Here is a 21,230-nt window from a genome sequence, read left to right as displayed (position 1 = left end):
AGTAGGGGGGATTTGATGAAAAAAGGTTGGATAATAGGAATAGTCATTGTCGTTTTACTTGTCATTTATGGGGCATCTTCATACAACGGCCTTGTAAGTGCCAGTGAAGACGTCGACAATAAATGGTCGCAAGTGGATAATCAATTAAAACGAAGAGCGGATTTGATTCCAAATCTTGTCGAAACGGTGAAGGGTTATGCTTCGCATGAAACGGAAGCCATTAAAGCGGTGAGTGATGCACGCTCGAAGCTGGCCGGTGCCAATTCCACTGAAGATGCGATTGATGCCGATCAAGAATTGAGTGGGGCCTTGAGCCGACTTTTGGTGGTTGTCGAAAACTATCCGGATTTAAAGGCCAATGAGAACTTTAAGGGTCTCATGGATAGTTTGGAAGGAACGGAAAATCGGCTGACGGTAGCACGAAAAGACTATAATGATGAAGTTACCAACTATAATAAAATGATTAAACGCTTTCCGAAGAATATGATGGCAGGAGTGTTCGGGTTCGATGCCAAACCATATTTTGAAGTGACCGATCAAGAAAAAGAAACGCCAAAGGTTGATTTCGGGAGCGATAAATAATGAAAAGACTCGCTGTGTTTGCGCTATTCTTCATTCTCACGTTCGGTTTAGCAAACGTAGCCGCAGCACAACCTAACATCCCTGAACCAGTTGGGGATATATATGTTCAGGACTTTGCTGGAGTCCTGGATGATCAGGAAAAATCCGAACTCATCGAACTTGGGAAACGATTGGATGATGCCACAAAAGCACAAATTTCCGTTTTGACGGTTGATTCGATGGAAGGATCCGAAATCGAGGAGTACTCGGTCGAGGCATTTAGATCATTCAAGCTTGGTGATGCCGAGCTGAACAATGGAGTCCTCATTGTGCTGGCCATGGAAGAACAGAAAATCCGCATTGAAGTGGGGTACGGTTTGGAAGGGGCCATTACCGATATAAGATCTGGACAGATTTTGGATGATGTGGCTATCCCTGCGCTGAAAGAGGGTAAATATGATGTTGCCCTGACGGAGACCTATAAGGCTGTATATAACGATGTCACGAAAGAATACGACCTAGGTGACGAGTTTTATCAAGATCTCTCCGTTCAGCCCGAGTCAGAAACCTTTCAGCCATCAGGTTTACAGATTTTCCTCATTATCATCTTAGTCATCATCGTAGTAATCCTCGATGCCAAGTTCTTTAAAGGATTTTTCCTTCAAACGCTAATCAATATCCTTTTGATAATCATCAGTCGCGGAGGTGGCGGCGGCCGTGGAGGCGGCAGCGGCGGTCCACGGGGCGGCGGCGGCGGAAGTTCCGGTGGCGGAGGTGCCAGCAGAGGATGGTAAAGTAAGTGTATTAGACCGGGAAACCGGTCTTTTTTTATGGCCTGGTTTCTGTTTTACCGGAAGAGGGACCAACAATGGAAAACCTTTCAGCACATCTATTTACAATAGTAAAGAGATAATAAAAATGTTCGGAAAGGCGGGATGACCTTGCGGACGTTTTCTTTATTGAAAGGGATGCCGGTTTTTACAATCAAAGGAGAAAGAATCGGTACGGTCCACGATTTATCAATTTCTGAAATGGGGCAGGTAACAGGCTTGGTCGTTCATCAACATGCATTGTTCAAAAGAGCTTTTCATTTGAAACTCGACGATATTTCTTCATTCGGTCCAGATGGGATCGTCATCATGCAACAGGATTCAACCTTAAGGAAGGTGCCTGCGGATTCCATTTGCCTCTCGAAGGACGAATTATTGGGACGCATGCTTTTTTCAGAAATGGGCGAAGAGCTTGGTTTACTGCAGGATGTATATTTCAAGGAAAAAATGGGCACGATTATAGCGTATGAAACAACGGATGGGTTTTTCTCGGAGTCGACAGTGATAGAATCAAAACAGCCGCCTGCATTAGGGAAGGATACCATCATTGTTTCAGTTTATGAACAGTGAGGTGTCCATTTTGGAAATTAAATGTCCGAATTGCCGCAGTAAAGATGTTGGGAAGATTGGCGTAAATCAATATTATTGTTGGAATTGCTTTATTGAAATGACTCTATCCGAAGGGCTCATAAATACGCACCAAGTCGAGGAAGATGGAAGTTTAAGCTCATTGGACGATTTGTTTGAGGAAAATGACCGCCGCTTCGGTATGTAAATAACGGAAGAGGTGTTTGCAATGGCTAGACGTTCACGCAATACTCTAATGAATATGGGTTCGGACTTGATGAACTCGAAGATGTTTAAACGGAACATGAAGAAAATACGCAAAAGATTAAAATCATTATTATAGCAGGAATGGGTGTCCTGATAATGAGGGCACTCTTTTTTATGTATGAAAACCTCCCGCCTTTCGAAGAATAAATGAGCGGGAGGTGTTTATTGTGAGTATTCGTCTAAAGTGGTTTTATCGCCTGGGTTTTTTATTGCTCTTATTTTTCGTTATCTATATTTTTATGAAACTTAAGCCCATGTGGGGACCTGTCGTTGCTGTATGTGTGACGGTACTGCTGCCTTTTTTGATTGGCGCGTTCATCAGTTACTTGCTCCACCCTGTAGTGGAATATTTAAATGAGAAGGGGATGCGTCGCTGGCTTTCGATTACGATCATCTATTTATTGTTTTTCGGAGGGATCGGCTTTGCTGTTTATAAAGGCATTCCAGTGATCGTCAGCCAGGTCCGCGAGCTGTCGGAAAGCGTGCCGGAACTGGTTGAACAGTACCGGGGCAGCATCGATAAACTCAATCATCAAACGGCGGCCTGGCCGTTCGGAATTCATGAAAGGTTCGAAGAAGGTGTCACCCTTTTCGAAGATTGGCTGAAGCGTATACCTGAAAAGGCGATGGAGTATGCAATGAAGATGATTGATTTCATCGTCCTGATTGCATTGATTCCATTCATCGCATTTTATATCCTGAAAGATTTCACTGTTTTAAAAAAAATGGCATGGTATATGACGCCGAAAAAATGGCGCAAGCAGGGACGGGCATTCATTCGTGATGTGGATGCGTCGCTTGGCGGCTATATCCGCGGACAAATCATCGTCTGTGTCGTGATCGGTTTGATTTCCTCGCTGCTCTTCTGGATAGTCGGAATGCAATATCCGCTTCTATTGGGGGCGATAATCGGGATAACGAATGTCATTCCTTATTTCGGACCGATTATTGGGGCGATTCCTGCACTGGTCATCGCCGCGACAATGTCGGTTAAGATGGTGTTAATCATCGCGGTCATCGTGCTTGTACTTCAATTTCTTGAGGGAAATATCCTTTCGCCGCTTATAGTCGGTAAAAGCCTCCATATGCATCCACTGTTCATCATGCTCGCATTATTGGCCGGGGGTGAAATAGGAGGTATCATGGGCATGGTCCTTTCAATTCCTATATTGGCAGTATTGAAAGTTTTTGTACTTCATGCCCGCGTTCACTTTAGAAAGAAGCCGCCCCTTATTGACAAATAAAAGTCTTGTGAATATAATCCATTACATAAGATAATTCGTTGAAGGATGAAGTATGCTGAAGTCCATCTAAAAGAGAGTGGTCCCCCAGGCTGAAAGGGGCTGTAAGGTGAAGAGCAGCAGAAAGCTAGTCCTGAGAGCAGCTAATACCTGCCGTCATGCCGCGTTAAGGCTTTTATGAAGGTGATGGTCCTGGGATGAATTCCTGCGTCCATAATCAGGGTGGTACCGCGAGTCAACTCTCGTCCCTGTTTTTGGGATGGGGGTTTTTTGTGTGCTCAAAATTACATAATTTTTAAAGGAGGATATATATATGAAGTATTTAACTGGTGCTCAAATCCGCCAAATGTATTTAGATTTTTTTAGTGAAAAAGGCCATAACATCGAACCAAGTGCGTCATTGGTTCCTCATGAAGATCCATCATTGCTTTGGATCAATTCCGGGGTGGCGACGTTAAAGAAATATTTTGATGGACGGGTGATTCCTGAAAATCCAAGGATTACAAATGCTCAAAAGGCCATCCGTACAAACGATATTGAAAACGTAGGGAAAACGGCACGTCATCATACGTTCTTCGAAATGCTCGGAAACTTCTCCATTGGTGAATATTTCAAAGAAGAAGCCATCACATGGGCATGGGAATTTTTGACCGATGAAAAATGGATTGGGTTCGACAAAGACAAATTGGCTGTGACGATCCATCCTGAAGATGATGAAGCATTCGAACTCTGGAATAAGAAAATCGGTGTTCCTGCTGAAAGGATCATTCGCCTGGAGGAGAACTTCTGGGATATCGGTGAAGGTCCAAGCGGCCCGAACACAGAGATTTTCTATGACCGCGGACCAGCATATGGCGATGATCCGAATGATCCGGAATTATATCCAGGCGGGGAAAATGAAAGGCATCTAGAAGTCTGGAATCTTGTGTTTTCCCAATTCAACCATAATCCGGACGGTTCTTACACACCGCTTCCAAAGAAAAATATCGATACAGGCATGGGCCTTGAACGTATGGCTTCCGTCGTTCAAGATGTGGCGACGAACTATGATACAGATTTATTCATGCCGATCATCCGGGCAGTCGAAGAGATTTCCGATGTGAAGTATGGTGTTGATTCAGAAAAAGATGTTGCATTCAAGGTCATTGCAGACCATATTCGTACGGTAGCCTTTGCAGTAGGTGACGGGGCTCTTCCATCCAACGAAGGCCGCGGTTATGTATTGCGCCGTTTACTCCGCAGAGCGGTTCGGTATGCTAAGCAAATCAACATCAATCGACCATTCATGTTCGAGCTTGTGACGGTTGTCGGCGAAATCATGAAAGACTTCTACCCTGAAGTCCTTAAGAATAAAGAGTTCATTGCAAAAGTAATCAAGAATGAAGAGGAACGCTTCCATGAAACTCTAAATGATGGACTCGCCATCCTTTCTGAAGTCATTAAAAAGGAAAAGGAAAAAGGCGGTACAACCATTCCTGGCAGTGATGCATTCCGTTTATATGACACATATGGCTTCCCGATTGAGTTAACGGAAGAATATGCAGAAGAAGAAGGCATGACGGTCGATCATGCTGGATTTGAAAAGGAAATGGATGCACAGCGTGAACGTGCCCGTTCAGCGCGTCAAGATGTGGATTCCATGCAAATCCAAGGCGGGGTATTGGGAGATATTAAAGTTGAAAGTGAATTTGTCGGCTATGATCAAGTCGCTGTCGAAGCCAAAGTTGCTGCCATAGTAAAAAATGGCGAGCTTGTAACGGAGGCACAAGAAGGTGAAGAAGTTCAAGTGATACTGAACAAAACTCCTTTCTATGCGGAAAGCGGCGGACAAATAGCCGATATAGGAACGATGGCCAGTGAATCAGTGAAGGTTGATGTCCATGATGTCCAAAAGGCTCCTAATGGCCAAAATCTGCACCGTGTAACAGTTACTGCCGGCACTTTAACAGCAGATTCCGATATCGTTGCTACGGTAAATCAAGAAAATCGGATCCATATCACGAAAAATCATACAGCGACGCATCTTCTTCATCAGGCGTTGAAAGATGTGCTTGGTACACATGTCAATCAAGCAGGTTCACTCGTACAGGCTGAACGCCTTCGCTTCGACTTCTCTCATTTTGGCCAGATAACGGCTGAAGAGATTGAACAAATCGAAACGATTGTAAATGAAAAGATTTGGCAAAGCTTACAAGTGAATACAGACTATAAAAACGTCGAGGAAGCTAAGGCTATGGGCGCAATGGCGTTGTTCGGCGAAAAATACGGCAAGATTGTCCGTGTCGTTCAAATCGGCGATTACAGCCTTGAGCTTTGCGGGGGTGTCCACGTTCCGAATACAGCGGTAATCGGCTTGTTCAAAATCGTATCTGAAAGCGGCATCGGTGCAGGTACTCGCCGTATTGAAGCGGTAACGGGTGCAGGGGCATACAAATTGATGACTGATCAAATCGGTGTCTTGAAAGACGCGGCTGCCAAATTGAAAACGAACTTGAAAGATGTACCTTCAAGAATTGAAACGGTACTAGCTGAAGTGAAGGATCTTCATCGTGAAAATGAAAGCCTTACTGCAAAATTAAGTAATATTGAAGCAAGCAGCCTTGTTTCTAACGTAAAAGACGTAAATGGCGTTCAAGTATTGGTGGCGAAGGTTCAAGCTACCGACATGAATAATCTGCGTGCCATGGCGGATGATTTGAAACAAAAGCTCGATTCTGTCATTATCGTATTAGGTTCGGCCCAAGGTGATAAAGTCAATTTGATTGCCGGGGTGACTAAGGATTACATCGACCGCGGCTTCCATGCTGGTAAATTGGTCAAAGAAGTTGCTTCCCGTTGCGGCGGCGGCGGTGGCGGACGTCCAGATATGGCCCAAGCCGGCGGAAAAGACCCGGAAAAATTGGATGCAGCGCTTAATTTTGTTGAAGAATGGGTCTTATCGATTTCATAATCAATGGAAAGTGTTGTACAATGTAGGTAATAGTGGATTCTGGACGCTGAGGAGAGGTGCATGTTTATGAGTTCCTTTGATAAAACGATGAAATTTAATTTTCCCGAAGAACCATTCGAAAGAGATGTACAAGAAGTATTGTCTCAAGTTTATGTTGCACTTCAGGAAAAAGGTTATAATCCGATAAACCAGATTGTCGGTTATCTATTATCTGGTGACCCGGCCTACATCCCGCGCCATATGGATGCTCGAAACATTATTCGTAAGCTTGAACGCGATGAAATCATCGAAGAATTGGTTAAGTCGTATCTTAAGAACCATCGAGAGGAATACTAATGCGCACAATGGGACTTGATTTAGGTTCAAAAACCATCGGCGTTGCCCTGAGTGACGCGATGGGTTGGACTGCACAAGGATTGGAAACGATCAAAATTAACGAAGCTGGAAATGACTTCGGCTTTAAACGCCTCAATGAAATCATAAAAGAGCATGATGTTTCTAAAATTGTCCTCGGTTTACCTAAAAACATGAATGGTACCGTTGGACCGCGAGGCGAGATCAGCCAAGATTTCGCTAAACGATTAGAAAACAAATTCAAGCTGCCGGTGTTTCTCTGGGATGAACGGTTGACAACTATGGCGGCTGAACGTGTCCTTCTTGAGGCGGACGTGAGCCGAAGCAAACGCAAGAAAGTCATTGATAAAATGGCGGCTGTCATGATTCTGCAAGGATTCTTGGACAGACAAACAAATTCAATATGAGGTGAATACAAATGGAACACGGCGAAAACAACATTACAGTAGTAGATGAAAACGGAAACGAGCAGCTTTGCGAAATCCTTTTCACATTCGACTCAGATAAATTCAACAAATCTTATGTACTTTACTATCCGATGTCTGCAGAAGATGATGAGGAAGAAATCGAAATCCACGCTTCATCATTCGTACCGAGCGAAGATAATAAAGATGGTGAACTTACACCGATCGAAACAGAAGAAGAGTGGGATCTTGTCGAAGAAATGTTAAATACATTCCTTGACCAAGAAGAAGCGGAAGAAGAATAAGAGAAAAAACCGGCCCTTAAAGGTCGGTTTTTTTTTTGAAAAGAGGAAGATTTGGAACGAAAGGTGCGAGACTCCTGCGGGAAAAGCGTGTACCTGGAGTGGAAATTCAAGTCCACCACCAAATAACATTTCATGGTTCGGTTGTGACATTCCGAGCCACTTTTTTAGGCAAAAGGGTTTCAATCTGAATTTTTAATACAAAGTCGATTGGAACGGAAGATGCGAGACTCCTGCTGGAAAAGCGTGTCTAAGGAGACCCCGCAGGCGGAAGCCGAGGAGGCTCCCGAGACCGCCCGCGGAAAGCGAGTACCTGGAGTGGAAATTTAAGTCCGCCACCAAATAACATTTCATGGTTCGGTTGTGACCATTCCGAGCCACTTTTTTAGGCAAAAGGGTTTCAATCTGAAATTTTAATACAAAGTCGATTGGAACGGAAGGTGCGAGACTCCTGCGGGGAAAGCGTGTCTAAGGAGACCCCGCAGGCGGAAGCCGAGGAGGCTCCCGAGACCGCCCGCGGAAAGCGAGTGCCTGGAGTGGAAATTTAAGTCCACCACCAAATAACATTTCATGGTTCGGTTGTGACCATTCTGAGCTACTTTTTTAGGCAAAAGGGTTACTATCTGAATCGATTGGAGCGAGTGCCTGAAAACAAATAAACGTTCAATAAACCTGTAATAAACTGTGGACATGAAGGTCGTTTTTTTTCATTTATGTACCAGTAACACCTTATCTTTTCTCTGCGAATAAAAGCATAAAAGTGGCGAACGGACCTAAAAATAATGATAGCAAGAACCAATTCAACGCCGTTCTATTTTTACCTTGAGCAAGTCCGGCGTTTATGAGTGCCAATGTCCCCCAACCTACAAAATAAGAATTATCCAACTCCTTCACACCTTTCTTTTTCTTCAAATTTTTATGGCATTCCTATATGAATATTCCTGCCCTTGCCTGAAATGCCTGACACATGCAGGAAACAAATTTTTAAGCTGAGTAAATAATTAAAACAAAGTTGATTGTAGAGTAGGTGCGAGACTCCTGCGGGAAAAGCGCGTCTAGGGGAGACCCCGCAGGCGTAAGCCGAGGAGGCTCCCGGACCGCCCGCGGAAAGCGAGTGCCTGGAGCGAAAATCAATATACCCTCAAAAAAACTTTAGACAAAGATATCACTATTTTCCTATTAAATCACACCTGTATATTGACAAAACTAGTGCGTTTTTGCCATAAATAGAGTATTGATGAATGTAGTTTTGCAAAAAACATGTAATTATTTGTTGATTTTAGTATAATGTTCGAAGCAAAGATTAATTAGAGAAAGCATCATCTAGAAACCATTCTGTAGTTGGTGTGAGTTTGCAGGGGGAATGAACATGGATGAAAAAGATAAAAATTTATCTAAAAAGGAACATATCCGAATGAAATTGTTAGAACAGCAAGGAGAAGCCAAGCTGGTTCGTAAAATCATCATGATTACGATTGCTTCGCTTATTGTACTAATTGGGATAGTTGGTCTTGTGGGCTTTTTATATATCAACTCAGCCATGAAACCAGTCGATCCGGATGATGACACCATCAAGAAAGTGAAAATCCCAATCGGTTCTTCCGTTAACGGAATTTCAACACTGCTTGAAGAGCAGGGGATAATCAAGGACGCACGCGTTTTCAAATATTATATTAAATTCCGCAATGAATCCGGTTTTCAGGCAGGAGAGTATAAATTATCACCTTCCATGCCAATTGAAGATATCGTCACAAGCATCAAAACCGGAAAACTCATGAAGGAAGCTGCAATGAAGATAACGATTCCTGAAGGAAAGCAGCTTGTTCAAATTGCCGATATCATCGCAGTGAAGACGGGTGAAGATCCGAAAAAGGTCTTTAAGAAATTGAATGATAAGAAATTCGTTAATTCCATGCAAGAGAAATTTCCGCAGCTCTTGACCTCGGAAATTGAAAATGAAAAGGTTTTATATCCGCTTGAAGGATACCTTTTCCCAGCTACTTATGACTTTTATGAGGAAAAGCCGACACTGGAATCGATCGTCATCGAGATGCTGAAGAAAACCGAAGAGACGTTGCAGGCATACGAGACCCAGATGGACAAAAACGATTATTCCGTACATGAGATGCTGACCTTCGCTTCGCTTGTTGAAGAAGAGGCGACGGCACAGGTCGATCGCGGAAAAATAGCTTCCGTCTTTTACAATCGTATCGAGGAAGATATGCCGCTTCAAACGGATCCGACCGTTTTGTATGCAAAAGGTTCACATAAGAGCAGGGTGTATTATAAAGACCTTGAGGTGAAATCGCCTTATAATACGTATAAGAATAAAGGGCTGCCTCCAGGGCCGATTGCAAATGCCGGAACGACATCGATCGATGCGGTACTGAAGCCTGAGAAAACGGATTACCTATACTTTTTGGCAACACCTGAAGGGGAAGTCCTTTACTCGAAGACCTTGGATGACCACAATGTCAAAAAGGCAGAGCATATTTCCAATAAATAAATAAAAAAATGCAATGAGACTGAGGGGGGAGAGATATTACTTTCCCCTTGTTTTTATGATAGAATAGTACAAGTGAATTTTAGATCCGATTCCTATCGGTGACGTAACTCGGCGAATGCCGGGTTTTATTTTGAAAGATAAGGAAATGTAGATCGTCAAGCATACTTGTTTCAGCTGCTCCTTGTGAGGAAATTGACCTATCAATTTCTTCATGATACTGACCAAGCGCTTTTGTTTTCCTTATAATTGGAGGAAACGTTTTGAACGGAAAAATAGAACAATATCTTCATTCCTTAATTCCGGAGCGTACGGGTTTGCTTAAGGAGTTGGAAGATTTTGCGATGGAAAATAATGTGCCGATTATGGAGCCCGAAGGCATTGAGGTGCTGCTTCAGATTTTAAGGCTTCATCAGCCTAAGGCGATATTGGAGGTTGGTTCGGCGATTGGCTATTCGGCAATAAGGATGGCTGAGACCCTTCCGGAAGCTCGAATCGTCACACTTGAACGGAATGAAGCCCGTATTGAGCAGGCAAGAGCTAACTTCAAGAAGGCGGGACTGTCGGAAAGGATCACCCTCATTGAAGGGGATGCCCTTGAAGCTGGACCGAAAGTCATGGAACATGGTCCGTTTGATATCATCTTCGTTGATGCAGCTAAAGGGCAGTACAAACGATTCTTTGAGCTGTTTGAACCGTTCCTGGCTGGTGCTGGCATAATCATTACTGATAATGTTTTATTCAAAGGCCTGGTTGCCGAAAACATTGAAGAAATGGAAATGACGAGAAGAAAGCGAGCTCTCATCAAAAAAATCAGAGACTTTAACATCTGGTTACAAGACCATCCCAATTTCGATACCGTAATTTTGCCGATTGGTGATGGTGTGGCCATAAGTAAACATAGAGGTGACAAAAATGAAAAAGCCTGAATTACTCGTAACTCCGACAAGTGTCGATCATATAACAGAACTCATCGGTGCAGGCGCTGACGCCTTCGTCATTGGCGAACAACGCTATGCACTAAGGCTGGCAGGAGAGTTCAAACGTGAAGATGTCGAGAAGGCGATTGAGCTTGCACATGCCGCGGGCAAGAAAGTGTATGTATCCATGAACGCCATATTTCATAATGAAAAAGTGGACGAGCTTGAAGGGTATGTCACTTTCCTTAAAGAAGCTGGTGCCGACCGGATCATATTCGGTGATCCCGCAGTCTTGATGGCTGTCCGTGCAGTGGCACCTGATATGCCCCTGCACTGGAATACAGAGATGACGGTAACGAACTGGTACACATGTAATTACTGGGGGAAACGCGGTGCAGTCCGTGCCGTGGCTGCCCGTGAGATAAGTCTGGACGAGATAGTGGAAATGAAGGAAAATGCCGAAGTGGAGATTGAAGTGCAAGTGCACGGCATGACATGCATGTTCCAATCGAAGCGTACGCTTCTAGGTAATTACTTTGAATACCAAGGCAAGGCAATGGAAGTGGAAAATCGGAAGGAAAATAGAAGTATGTTCTTGCATGATAAGGAACGTGAAAATAAATATCCGATTTATGAAGATGAAAATGGCACACATATCATGAGTCCGAATGATATGTGCATGATTGATGAACTTCAGGAATTGATTGAAGCGGAAATCGATTCATTGAAAATCGAAGGGGTATTGCAAACACCGGAGTATATCATTGAAATGACAAAGCTATATCGGGAAGCGATTGACGTATGTGCTGAAGACCCTGACCGTTATGATGATATGAAATCTGAGCTCTTTGAAAAGGTCAAAGCGGTGCAGCCGGATAACCGCGAGTTGGATACCGGGTTCTTCTTTAAAGAATCGGTTTATTAAAGAAAAGGGTAAGAGAAAGAGGAGGAATAGCCTTGAATGCTATTGCTGATAAAATTTCCAAGATCGTTGATGGAAAGAGAGTCATTGTAAAAAAACCGGAATTGCTGGCTCCGGCCGGCAACCTTGAAAAATTAAAAATTGCCGTCCATTACGGCGCGGATGCCGTGTTCATTGGTGGTCAGGAATATGGTCTTCGTTCCAATGCCGGCAACTTCACGTTTGAGGAAATGAAGGAAGGCGTCGAATTCGCTAAAAAGTATGGCGCTAAAGTATATGTAACGACAAATATCTTCGCCCATAATGAAAATATCGATGGCCTGGATGATTACCTGGAAGGACTTCAGGAGGCTGGGGTTCATGGTATCATCGTAGCCGATCCATTAATCATCGAAACCTGTAAACGTGTCGCTCCGAACGTCGAGATCCATTTAAGCACACAGCAATCGCTATCGAACTGGAAGGCTGTTCAGTATTGGAAAGAGGAAGGCTTGGAGCGGGTGGTTTTGGCACGTGAGACGAGTGCTGATGAAATCCGTGAAATGAAGGAGAAGGTCGATATCGAAATCGAGGCTTTCGTTCATGGAGCCATGTGCATTGCCTATTCTGGACGATGCACCCTTTCGAACCATATGACGGCGCGTGATTCGAATCGCGGCGGCTGCTGTCAGTCTTGCCGTTGGGATTATGATTTATATGAGTTGGATCAAGACGGGGAGAAGGCTTTATTCGATAAAGAAGATGCTCCATTCGCAATGAGTCCAAAAGACTTGAAGCTGATTGAATCACTGCCAGGCATGATTGAAATTGGCATAGACAGCTTAAAAGTCGAAGGAAGAATGAAGTCCATTCATTATATAGCAACAGTTGTCAGCGTCTATCGTAAAGTGATTGATGCGTATTGTGCCGATCCGGACAATTTCAAGATTGAACAAGAATGGCTGGAAGAGCTTGATAAGTGTGCGAATCGTGAGACGGCATCATCGTTCATGGAAGGTGAAATTCCTGGGTATAAACAGCAAATGTTCGGGAATCATACCGTAAAGACTCGCTTCGACTTCGCAGGGTTGGTGCTTGATTACGACGAGGAAACTAAAATCGTTACCATGCAGCAACGTAACTTCTTCAAGCCTGGAGATGAAGTGGAGTTTTTTGGACCGGAAATCGAAAACTTCACTCAAAAAATCGGTACGATCTGGGATGAGTCAGGTAAGGAGCTGGAGGCAGCCCGCCATCCGCTTCAAATTGTCCGCATTCAAGTAGATAATAGAGTTTATGTGAACAATATGATGCGGAAGGAGAATTGACATGACAAGAAAGAAACCAGTGGTCATCGGAGTTACCGGAGGGTCTGGATCAGGTAAAACAAGTGTTACCCGTTCCATTTTTGAATTCTTTCAAGGACATTCCATCCTGATGATCGAACAAGATTATTACTATAAAGATCAAAGTCATCTGCCTTTTGAAGAGCGCTTGAAAACGAACTATGATCATCCGCTTGCCTTTGATAATGATTTGCTAATCGATCACATTAACGCATTGCTGCGCTATGAAACGATAGAAAAACCGGTTTATGATTATTCGATCCATACGCGTTCGGAAGAAGTCATCACAGTTGAGCCCCAGGATGTCATCATCCTTGAAGGGATTCTTGTGCTGGAGGACGAGCGCCTCCGGGACCTGATGGATATGAAGCTATATGTTGATACGGATGCAGACTTGCGGATCCTTCGTCGGATGACCCGTGATATTAAAGAACGCGGCCGTTCCATAGATTCCGTCATCGAACAATACATCAGTGTCGTTCGGCCGATGCATAATCAATTCATAGAACCGACGAAGCGTTATGCCGACATCATCATTCCGGAAGGCGGTCAAAACCATGTGGCAATTGACCTCATGGTGACAAAAATTCAAACAATCCTTGAACAAAAGTCTTTTTTGTAATAACATAGCATAAATAATGATAGGTGCCATTTTCCTCCGTTTATTTAAATAATCCCAACTATTTATTGGGAAAGACTGGACAAATGTTGGAAAACGCAATACTCTATTCTTGATACAGAACGAACCGGCTGCACACCGCAGTCGGTTTATATACTAAGGAACGGATGTTTCTTAGTATCGAAGCGCGTACTTTTTAAGTCGCGCAATTATATATTCTGACTCGATTTCTGGGTTAAGCACTATATAGTACATAAACTTGTCACAGCGAATGCTTGCTGTAAAGAATTTGAAGGAGTGAAGGGTTTTGGCAATTGAAAAAGAATATCCAATGACTATTGAAGGTAAGTTAAAGCTTGAACAGGAACTGGAACAGTTAAAAACGGTTAAACGTAAAGAAGTGGTGGAAAGAATCAAAATCGCCCGCAGTTTTGGAGACCTTTCCGAGAACTCAGAGTACGATTCCGCAAAAGAAGAGCAGGCTTTCGTTGAAGGACGTATTACAACTATCGAAAACATGATCCGTAATGCAAAAATCATTGAAGGCAATGATTCGAATACAGATACAGTTTCACTTGGAAAGTCGGTAACATTCGTTGAACTTCCAAATGGTGACGAAGAAACATATTCCATCGTAGGAAGCGTTGAAGCGGATCCATTCGAAGGGAAAATCTCCAATGATTCCCCGATCGCGAAAAGCCTGATAGGGAAAAGGGTCGGTGACAAGGTATCAATCATGACACCTGGCGGCGAAATGAGCGTCAAGATTGTTTCCATCGACTAATTAAATGCAAAAGGATGTCCATTGGGCATCCTCTTTTTTATGGAAAAATGCCCCGTAAATTTGTTCGAAATTGTTTAAAAATTCGCACCTCGTCAACAATGGTTACGAGGTGTATTTTATGAAAAAGAAACGAATGAGGTTGCTGGCTCTTTTTTTGACCGCTTTCATGCTGATGCTCATAGGCAGGCTTGCCTACATTCAACTTGTATCGACAGAATCTTTTTCAAAGCATAATGTGAACCTGTTAGAGGCAAGCGTGAATCAGCGTTCACAGATATTAAAGATTGATGATGGACGCGGAAAGTTTTATGACAGAAATGGAGAACCGCTTGCACATGAAGAAATCCCGACGCTCGTCCTATTTCCATTTTTGAAAAAAATGACATGGCCTATAGATGAAGTGGCCTCGATAATAGGCAAATCGGAAGCGGAGTTAAAACGTGCGATAGAACAAGCGGAAGAACCATTCGTATTTGGCGGGGATGAACCGATAGAGTTGTCATCCAGCCAATCGAAGGCAATCAATGAACTGAAGATTCCCGGGGTCTTTGCCGTGAACGAGAAATTATATCATGATCAAACTCCTGCAGCGCAATTGATCGGCACGACGAATATATCAGATGTGGAAAAGAAAAAACGTTATCCGGACATGAATTTATCTCCTGAAACGAAAATAGGCAATACGGGGCTGCAAAGGACCTTCGATGAGTTCTTGCTTTCCGCTGGGGAATCGAAGCTCGTTTTTCACGTGGACGCCAGCGGAGGACCAATGTTCGGTGTCGATGTTAAATATGTGGAACCTGCAAATCCGCTTTACCCGGTGAAGGTCGTGACGACGATCGATAAAGAAATTCAGGAAAAAGCGGAGAAGCTCGTCGATGAACGCGGGATAAAAAAAGGCGGTCTTGTACTGATCGATATTGAAAAAAGTGAAATCGTCGCAATGGTATCACGTCCGGCGCTTAATATAAAAGATCCGAATGGCGAAGGCGCCGTCAATATGATGCTGACTCAAAAAACACCGGGCTCCGTCTTTAAAACGGTCACGGCAGCAGCTGCCATCGATTATGAAGCCGCTAGTCACACCCGGACATTTAATTGTAATTTGACGATAGACGGGAAAACGGATAAACAGAGGGAACTGGGCATGCTTAATTTTGAAAATAGCTTTGCCCAAAGCTGCAACAGGACGTTTGCCGAATTGTCACAGGAAATATCTGAGAAGGATCCGGACTTTTTGGATAAATACGCTAAAATGTTAGGGCTGGTTGGTGAAACGGGCTGGCAAGGGGACGTGTATCACACCGAAGTCACTCAGTTGCATCATGAACAAGCCGGTAAGGTCTGGCATGATGACGATTTAAAAAAAGATCCGAAAATGATTGCCAAAACGGCAATTGGCCAGCAGGATGTCCAAACGACACCGCTCGCTATAGCGAATATGATGGCTACGATTGCTCGCGGCGGCAAGAAAGAACAGGTCAAAGCCGTTTCAAAGGTCGAATTTAACAACAGTACGACCGTAGTCGATTTTCCCAATCAAAGTATTGGCGGCGAGACACTGTCTCCATATACGGCGATGAAGATGCAGCATCTTCTTAGGAAGGTCGTGACGGAAGAGAAGGGGACGGGCGCTGCCTTGAGAGATTTGCCTGTTGAGGTCGCCGGCAAGTCTGGAACAGCTCAGACCAATATCGAAAAAGGGGAGCTCAATAAATGGTTTGCGGGCTACTTTCCATATAAAGATCCCAAATATGCTCTTGTTACCGTAAGTTTTGAAACAAAGGAAAACAGTTCCAGTATGACGCCTCTTTTTTCAGATATTGTAAAAGTCCTGTACTCCAAGGACCAGGACAATAGCGAGAATTGACGAAAAGTGTAGGAAACCCTTCCCTTCTATCTCTAGCTAAATCATGTTAAAATGAGGCAGTAAGAAAAGGTAAGGGAGGAATGGACCTTGGGCTCACGTTTTAATCAGAGAGATCAAAAAAGAAAAGTAAATAAAATATATAATATTGCTATCACCATCGTTTCCATTTTAATCGTCATTGTCGCAGTCACGATTTTCTTAAGTGACGATGGCACCGAAACAAAAAAAGCCACGACTGAACCAAAGCAAATCGCCGATACAGATTCAGGGAAGGTAGCGGACAAGCCTGCTGGCAAAAAGGAAGAAACGGATTCAGAGAAGGAAGACGCAGTAGGAGATAGTGAAGCAACAACAGAGGAAGATGCAGAAGAAGATAGTAAAGCAACAGAGGAAGATTCAGAAGAGAACGTAGAAGATGGTGCAGATCCAGAAAAAGCAGGGGATGCCGACCTTGTGGAAGTGGAAGGCAGCGGTGATGGCAATGTTGCGGCCACTTATAAGAGTGAAGGCTGGAAACCAGTAGGAACTGAGCAATCCGGGGAGCACACTACAAGCTTCGATAAGGGCTCGGTCGATTGGAATGAAATGAGTAAAGCCATAGCAAGCGGAGCTGGAATCGATGAAGGCAGCATGAAGCTATGGTGGCTGCAAAACGGCGGTTCGTCAAACACCGCAATCGGAACCGTTTCTGAAGGAGATAATCCTAAAACCTTCCGTGTTTATATTGAATGGGTGGACGGATCAGGTTGGAAACCTGTAAAAGTCGAAGAACTGAAGACAAACGATAAAAGGTAATGTTCAAATCATAAACATAAAACCCCCGAAAGGAATTCCGCTTTCGGGGGTTTTTCATCGTGATCATTTTTTTGCTTTAAAGTGGACGACAGCACTATAAAAACGTCTGCCTTCCTCACTTACATACATTTGGTGTGATACGGATTCCACCTGAAGCATGATCGCTTTATTGATTTCAATTTGTGATTGGATTTTTTCTTCAAGATTCTTGATGCTTTCTGCTTCGAAAAATTCTATTTTATCTTCGAATAAGTTTAAGTCAAGTTGAAAACTCATGACTGTTCCCCTCCAACATTTAGATACTGTTAGTTTAACACCATTTTCTCCGAATCTGAACCGAATGATGGATTTGCCTAAAAAACAAGAACTGTTTCTGTGTTTATTTCATATTATGCTTATAGGTTTTATTATCTTATCATAAAAAGGTGATTAAAAATGGGCAGAGAATTTATCGATTTATTTGAAGAATGGTCGAAATCGTATGATGATACGGTTAGTGGACACGATATTGAGTATCAAGAGGTTTTTAAACATTATGATAGGATATTGGATAGCGTCACGGACCGGGCTCATGGTCATGTGCTGGAGTTCGGCGTAGGTACCGGGAATTTGACGGAAAGGCTTTTGAGGAAAGGCCTAAAGGTATCGGGAATTGAACCCTCACCTGCGATGAGGGAAATAGCGGTAAGCAAGCTGCGTGGAAAAACAGAAATTGCAGATGGGGATTTTATCGATTTTCCGAAGCCGGAACAGGTCGATTCGATCGTGAGCACGTATGCGTTTCATCATTTAACCGATGAAGAAAAAGAAAAAGCGATAGCCAACTATGGAAAGTTACTGAATACTGGTGGTAAAATAGTGTTTGCGGATACGATGTATCAATCAAGGGAAGCTCATGAACGGGCGATTCAAGATGCAAGGCAGGCAGGCTTTCATAATTTGGCGAACGATTTGCAAACGGAATATTATACTACGATTCCTTTTTTGGAAAAAGCACTTGAAGCAAATGGATACAAGGTGAACTTCGAGCGCTGCAATCAATTTGTCTGGATTATGGAGGCGGAAAAATTATAGGAAGAGGTTTTTACTAATGAAGGTAGCCATAATCGGAGCAATGGAAGAAGAAGTTACGATTTTACGTGATAAATTGGAAGGTTTGGAGCGGGTGACCATTGCCGGTTCCGAGTTCAATACAGGAACACTGAATGGTGTCGAGGTCATTTTGCTTAAATCGGGAATCGGTAAAGTGAATGCGGCAATGTCAACAACGATCCTGTTAGAAAAATTCAAACCGGATGCAGTCATCAATACTGGCTCTGCCGGCGGATATCATCCAGCACTTAATGTAGGGGATGTGGTCATATCCACGGAAGTTCGCCACCATGATGTAGATGTGACGATTTTTGGATATGAGTACGGTCAAGTCCCTCAGCTTCCGGCAGCTTTCATCCCGGATGAAAAGCTTCTCGCAATCGCAGAAGAAGCAGCAAAAGAAATCGAGGATATTCAAGTGGCGAAAGGGTTGATCGTTACGGGGGATTCTTTCATGAATGATCCTGTCAGGGTTGAATTCGTCAGAGGGAAATTCTCTGATTTATACGCGGTGGAAATGGAAGCGGCAGCCATTGCACAGGTAGCCTTCCAATTCAAAACACCGTTTGTCATCATTCGTTCCCTTTCGGATATCGCAGGTAAGGAGTCCAATATTTCCTTTGATAAATTCCTGGAAACTGCGGCTCTTCATTCAGCGGCACTGATTTTGAAAATGGTTGAAAAAATGAAATGAATGGTAAGTGATCAGCGGAAGCCTTTCCGCTGATCATTCTTTATTGCATAATCCTTATTAAATTGGTAGGATAACTATGAAAGGATGTCCGAATATGAAAGTCTTTAAAAACATTCATGAGTTGATAGGGGAAACACCGATGATGGAAATCACCCATTTCCCGCTTCCGGATGAAGTCCGTATCTTTGCCAAACTGGAATACTTTAATCCGGGAGGCAGTGTGAAGGATCGGCTTGGTCAGGAATTGTTAGCTCAAGCGTTACAGACAGGGAAGGTGAAAAAGGGCGGGACGATCATCGAACCGACTGCCGGAAATACTGGAATCGGATTGGCGTTGGCTGCGATAAACAGTGGCGTGGACGTGATTTTTTGCGTTCCGGAGAAATTCAGTGCAGAGAAACAGGAATTGATGCGTGCTCTTGGAGCGAATGTGATCCAGACCCCGACAGAGGAAGGAATGACAGGTGCGATTGCCAAGGCTAAGGCGCTGCTGGCTGAAATTCCGGGATCTTATTGTCCTCAGCAGTTCGCCAACCCTTCCAATCCTGATGCATATTATAAAACGCTGGGACCTGAAATATGGGAACAGATGGAAGGCGATGTAGATGTGTTTGTTGCCGGCGCCGGGACGGGCGGGACATTCATGGGAACATCGCGATATATAAAAGAAAAGAACGCTGCTGTCAAAACGGTCATCGTCGAACCAGAAGGATCGATTTTAAACGGCGGCAAAGCAGGACCCCATAAAACAGAGGGCATCGGGATGGAATTTTTGCCAACCTATATGGATGCAACGTATTTTGACCAAATCCATACGATAAGCGATCATGACGCTTTCCATATGGTAAAGGAATTGGCGCTTAAAGAAGGCCTCCTTGTCGGCAGTTCTTCGGGCGCGGCATTTGCAGCGGCCATGAAAGAAGCAGCCAAGGCTCCACGTGGGTCAAATATCGTCGTCATATTTCCGGATTCCAGTGAACGATACTTAAGCAAAAAAATTTATCAGGGAGGTATGTAAAATGAGAAAAAAAACACAATTGATCCATGGCGGCATTGTTGGTGATGAAAAAACAGGAGCGGTTTCGGTGCCGATTTATCAAGTGAGCACCTATAAACAGGATGGACCGGGAAATCACCGGGGCTATGAATATTCCCGCACAGGAAACCCAACCCGCCATGCCCTAGAAGAGTTGATCAAGGATCTCGAAGAAGGAAAAAGAGGCTTTGCCTTCGGATCAGGAATGGCAGCGATGACCGCGGTTATGATGCTGTTCAATCAAGGTGATCATGTATTGATGACCGATGACGTTTATGGAGGGTCTTTCCGGGTCATCACTAAAGTGCTTAATCGCTTCGGGGTGGAGGCTACGTTCATCAATACGAGTGACATACACTCGATCGAAAAAGAGATAAAGGACAATACGAAGGCGCTGTTCATTGAAACCCCGACGAATCCATTATTGAAAATCACCGATTTGGGGGAAGTATCAAAAATAGCTAAAGAAAACGGCATCCTGACCATTGTGGATAATACCTTCAGTACGCCGTACTGGCAAAATCCACTTGCACTTGGAGCCGATGTCGTGCTTCATAGCGCCACGAAGTACCTGGGGGGACACAGCGATGTTGTAGCGGGTCTTGTGGTGGTGAATGATGAAAAACTTGGCAATGACCTTCATTTCATCCAAAACTCTACAGGAGGCGTGCTAGGGCCCCAGGATTCATGGCTGCTGATGCGAGGCATTAAAACGCTGGGTATCCGGATGGAAGAGCATGAAAAAAACACATCCGAAATCGTCCGTTTCCTATCCGGGCATAAAGACGTTTCGAAAATCTATTACCCTGGTCTTGAAAGCCACCCGAATCATGAAATTGCCAAAAAACAATCGCGTGGATTCGGCGGTATGGTTTCATTTGATGTCGGCAGTGCCGAAAAAGCCGCATCCGTTTTGAATAAAGTGAGATTCTTTACACTTGCGGAAAGTCTGGGAGCAGTGGAGAGCTTAATTTCCATTCCAGCCCTGATGACACATGCCTCCATTCCGGCTGAGCGCCGTGCTGAGCTTGGAATAACCGATGGGTTGATTCGCATTTCAGTTGGCCTGGAAGATGTTGAAGACCTGTTGGAAGACTTGGAACAGGCGCTGCAAGGATAATCTGAGAGGGAACGCTTCCAAGCTTACTGCCATTATTTACACCCTGGAATTTGGAATAAATATGGTAGAATGAG

Annotated in this window: 23 protein-coding genes; 21 read left to right on the top strand and 2 right to left on the bottom strand. The window is 43.9% G+C overall.

The window, feature by feature from the left end; all coding sequences use genetic code 11:
- The first annotated feature begins 15 nt into the window (after positions 1–15).
- From LQ188_RS13715 to LQ188_RS13675, 9 genes are all read left to right on the top strand, one after another.
- Entirely contained in the window at positions 16–582 is a 567-nt protein-coding gene (locus LQ188_RS13715; protein WP_101222647.1) for a LemA family protein, read from the top strand.
- A complete protein-coding gene (locus LQ188_RS13710; protein ID WP_230177054.1) occupies positions 582–1,355 on the top strand; it encodes a TPM domain-containing protein in 774 nt (257 codons plus the stop codon). Before LQ188_RS13715 ends, LQ188_RS13710 begins: the two co-directional genes overlap by 1 nt.
- 147 nt (positions 1,356–1,502) lie before the next feature.
- On the top strand, positions 1,503–1,961 hold the full coding sequence (locus tag LQ188_RS13705) for a PRC-barrel domain-containing protein (protein ID WP_230177053.1): 459 nt from the start codon (positions 1,503–1,505) through the stop codon (positions 1,959–1,961).
- The gene (locus tag LQ188_RS13700; protein ID WP_034311361.1) at positions 1,951–2,166 is read left to right on the top strand and encodes a hypothetical protein; all 216 of its coding nucleotides are present in this window, start codon (positions 1,951–1,953) and stop codon (positions 2,164–2,166) included. Before LQ188_RS13705 ends, LQ188_RS13700 begins: the two co-directional genes overlap by 11 nt.
- 226 nt (positions 2,167–2,392) lie before the next feature.
- Positions 2,393–3,469: an AI-2E family transporter gene (locus LQ188_RS13695; protein ID WP_230177052.1), complete on the top strand. Its 1,077-nt coding sequence runs from the start codon at positions 2,393–2,395 to the stop codon at positions 3,467–3,469.
- A gap of 310 nt (positions 3,470–3,779) precedes the next feature.
- Complete coding sequence (gene alaS, locus LQ188_RS13690) at positions 3,780–6,416, top strand: alanine--tRNA ligase (protein WP_230177051.1); 2,637 nt, start codon at positions 3,780–3,782, stop codon at positions 6,414–6,416.
- Between the two features lie 66 nt (positions 6,417–6,482).
- Positions 6,483–6,752 carry an IreB family regulatory phosphoprotein gene (locus LQ188_RS13685; RefSeq protein ID WP_034311358.1) on the top strand — a complete coding sequence of 90 codons (270 nt, stop codon included), beginning with the start codon at positions 6,483–6,485 and terminating at the stop codon, positions 6,750–6,752.
- Entirely contained in the window at positions 6,752–7,177 is a 426-nt protein-coding gene (ruvX, locus tag LQ188_RS13680; RefSeq protein WP_034308633.1) for a Holliday junction resolvase RuvX, read from the top strand. The genes LQ188_RS13685 and ruvX overlap by 1 nt, the downstream gene beginning before the upstream one ends.
- An 11-nt stretch (positions 7,178–7,188) precedes the next feature.
- Complete coding sequence (locus LQ188_RS13675) at positions 7,189–7,479, top strand: DUF1292 domain-containing protein (protein WP_063232962.1); 291 nt, start codon at positions 7,189–7,191, stop codon at positions 7,477–7,479.
- A gap of 726 nt (positions 7,480–8,205) precedes the next feature.
- Here the strand turns inward: LQ188_RS13675 and LQ188_RS13670 are convergent.
- Entirely contained in the window at positions 8,206–8,388 is a 183-nt protein-coding gene (locus tag LQ188_RS13670; RefSeq protein WP_230177103.1) for a hypothetical protein, read from the bottom strand.
- A gap of 451 nt (positions 8,389–8,839) precedes the next feature.
- Between LQ188_RS13670 and mltG the strand changes: the two genes are divergently transcribed.
- The 8 genes from mltG to LQ188_RS13630 all read left to right on the top strand — a co-directional run bounded on the left by mltG (position 8,840) and on the right by LQ188_RS13630 (position 17,214).
- Positions 8,840–9,982 carry an endolytic transglycosylase MltG gene (mltG, locus tag LQ188_RS13665; protein WP_230177050.1) on the top strand — a complete coding sequence of 381 codons (1,143 nt, stop codon included), beginning with the start codon at positions 8,840–8,842 and terminating at the stop codon, positions 9,980–9,982.
- A gap of 260 nt (positions 9,983–10,242) precedes the next feature.
- On the top strand, positions 10,243–10,908 hold the full coding sequence (locus LQ188_RS13660) for an O-methyltransferase (protein WP_101222641.1): 666 nt from the start codon (positions 10,243–10,245) through the stop codon (positions 10,906–10,908).
- Positions 10,895–11,824 carry a peptidase U32 family protein gene (locus tag LQ188_RS13655; protein WP_230177049.1) on the top strand — a complete coding sequence of 310 codons (930 nt, stop codon included), beginning with the start codon at positions 10,895–10,897 and terminating at the stop codon, positions 11,822–11,824. Before LQ188_RS13660 ends, LQ188_RS13655 begins: the two co-directional genes overlap by 14 nt.
- 32 nt (positions 11,825–11,856) lie before the next feature.
- Positions 11,857–13,128 (top strand): U32 family peptidase, encoded by a 1,272-nt coding sequence (locus tag LQ188_RS13650; protein ID WP_230177048.1) that lies wholly within the window; start codon positions 11,857–11,859, stop codon positions 13,126–13,128.
- 1 nt (position 13,129) lies between these two features.
- A complete protein-coding gene (udk, locus tag LQ188_RS13645) occupies positions 13,130–13,768 on the top strand; it encodes a uridine kinase (protein WP_034308619.1) in 639 nt (212 codons plus the stop codon).
- Positions 13,769–14,072: 304 nt separating this feature from the next.
- Positions 14,073–14,549, top strand: a complete 477-nt coding sequence (gene greA, locus LQ188_RS13640) for a transcription elongation factor GreA (protein WP_101222638.1) — start codon at positions 14,073–14,075, stop codon at positions 14,547–14,549.
- Positions 14,550–14,667: 118 nt separating this feature from the next.
- A complete protein-coding gene (locus LQ188_RS13635) occupies positions 14,668–16,419 on the top strand; it encodes a penicillin-binding transpeptidase domain-containing protein (protein ID WP_101222637.1) in 1,752 nt (583 codons plus the stop codon).
- An 87-nt stretch (positions 16,420–16,506) separates the two neighbouring features.
- On the top strand, positions 16,507–17,214 hold the full coding sequence (locus LQ188_RS13630; RefSeq protein ID WP_101222636.1) for a YrrS family protein: 708 nt from the start codon (positions 16,507–16,509) through the stop codon (positions 17,212–17,214).
- A 63-nt stretch (positions 17,215–17,277) separates the two neighbouring features.
- On the opposite strand, the gene LQ188_RS13625 is transcribed toward LQ188_RS13630, so the two are convergent.
- Positions 17,278–17,490, bottom strand: coding sequence for a DUF2536 family protein (locus tag LQ188_RS13625; protein WP_048682770.1), 213 nt, complete (start codon positions 17,488–17,490; stop codon positions 17,278–17,280).
- 159 nt (positions 17,491–17,649) lie between these two features.
- Between LQ188_RS13625 and LQ188_RS13620 the strand changes: the two genes are divergently transcribed.
- The 4 genes from LQ188_RS13620 (at position 17,650) to LQ188_RS13605 (ending at position 21,156) form a co-directional block, all read left to right on the top strand.
- The gene (locus LQ188_RS13620; RefSeq protein ID WP_230177047.1) at positions 17,650–18,288 is read left to right on the top strand and encodes a class I SAM-dependent methyltransferase; all 639 of its coding nucleotides are present in this window, start codon (positions 17,650–17,652) and stop codon (positions 18,286–18,288) included.
- Positions 18,289–18,304: 16 nt separating this feature from the next.
- Positions 18,305–19,000 carry a 5'-methylthioadenosine/S-adenosylhomocysteine nucleosidase gene (gene mtnN / locus LQ188_RS13615; RefSeq protein ID WP_101222634.1) on the top strand — a complete coding sequence of 232 codons (696 nt, stop codon included), beginning with the start codon at positions 18,305–18,307 and terminating at the stop codon, positions 18,998–19,000.
- A gap of 94 nt (positions 19,001–19,094) precedes the next feature.
- Positions 19,095–20,018, top strand: coding sequence for a cysteine synthase family protein (locus LQ188_RS13610; protein WP_230177046.1), 924 nt, complete (start codon positions 19,095–19,097; stop codon positions 20,016–20,018).
- 1 nt (position 20,019) lies between these two features.
- On the top strand, positions 20,020–21,156 hold the full coding sequence (locus LQ188_RS13605) for a bifunctional cystathionine gamma-lyase/homocysteine desulfhydrase (RefSeq protein ID WP_230177045.1): 1,137 nt from the start codon (positions 20,020–20,022) through the stop codon (positions 21,154–21,156).
- Positions 21,157–21,230 lie beyond the last annotated feature (74 nt).

The sequence above is a fragment of the Peribacillus sp. Bi134 genome (assembly GCF_918698065.1).
GTDB lineage: Bacteria > Bacillota > Bacilli > Bacillales > DSM-1321 > Peribacillus.
This window is presented reverse-complemented; position numbering and strand designations above follow the sequence as displayed.

Excerpts from the sequence above, each read along its gene's own strand:
- LQ188_RS13715 (WP_101222647.1), top strand. The coding sequence starts at position 16 with ATGAAAAAAGGTTGGATAATAGGAATAGTCATTGTCGTTTTACTTGTC.
- LQ188_RS13710 (WP_230177054.1), top strand. The coding sequence starts at position 582 with ATGAAAAGACTCGCTGTGTTTGCGCTATTCTTCATTCTCACGTTCGGT.
- LQ188_RS13700 (WP_034311361.1), top strand. The coding sequence starts at position 1,951 with ATGAACAGTGAGGTGTCCATTTTGGAAATTAAATGTCCGAATTGCCGC.
- alaS (WP_230177051.1), top strand. The coding sequence starts at position 3,780 with ATGAAGTATTTAACTGGTGCTCAAATCCGCCAAATGTATTTAGATTTT.
- LQ188_RS13685 (WP_034311358.1), top strand. The coding sequence starts at position 6,483 with ATGAGTTCCTTTGATAAAACGATGAAATTTAATTTTCCCGAAGAACCA.
- ruvX (WP_034308633.1), top strand. The coding sequence starts at position 6,752 with ATGCGCACAATGGGACTTGATTTAGGTTCAAAAACCATCGGCGTTGCC.
- LQ188_RS13675 (WP_063232962.1), top strand. The coding sequence starts at position 7,189 with ATGGAACACGGCGAAAACAACATTACAGTAGTAGATGAAAACGGAAAC.
- mltG (WP_230177050.1), top strand. The coding sequence starts at position 8,840 with ATGAACATGGATGAAAAAGATAAAAATTTATCTAAAAAGGAACATATC.
- LQ188_RS13655 (WP_230177049.1), top strand. The coding sequence starts at position 10,895 with ATGAAAAAGCCTGAATTACTCGTAACTCCGACAAGTGTCGATCATATA.
- udk (WP_034308619.1), top strand. The coding sequence starts at position 13,130 with ATGACAAGAAAGAAACCAGTGGTCATCGGAGTTACCGGAGGGTCTGGA.
- LQ188_RS13635 (WP_101222637.1), top strand. The coding sequence starts at position 14,668 with ATGAAAAAGAAACGAATGAGGTTGCTGGCTCTTTTTTTGACCGCTTTC.
- LQ188_RS13625 (WP_048682770.1), bottom strand. The coding sequence starts at position 17,490 with ATGAGTTTTCAACTTGACTTAAACTTATTCGAAGATAAAATAGAATTT.
- LQ188_RS13620 (WP_230177047.1), top strand. The coding sequence starts at position 17,650 with ATGGGCAGAGAATTTATCGATTTATTTGAAGAATGGTCGAAATCGTAT.
- mtnN (WP_101222634.1), top strand. The coding sequence starts at position 18,305 with ATGAAGGTAGCCATAATCGGAGCAATGGAAGAAGAAGTTACGATTTTA.
- LQ188_RS13610 (WP_230177046.1), top strand. The coding sequence starts at position 19,095 with ATGAAAGTCTTTAAAAACATTCATGAGTTGATAGGGGAAACACCGATG.
- LQ188_RS13605 (WP_230177045.1), top strand. The coding sequence starts at position 20,020 with ATGAGAAAAAAAACACAATTGATCCATGGCGGCATTGTTGGTGATGAA.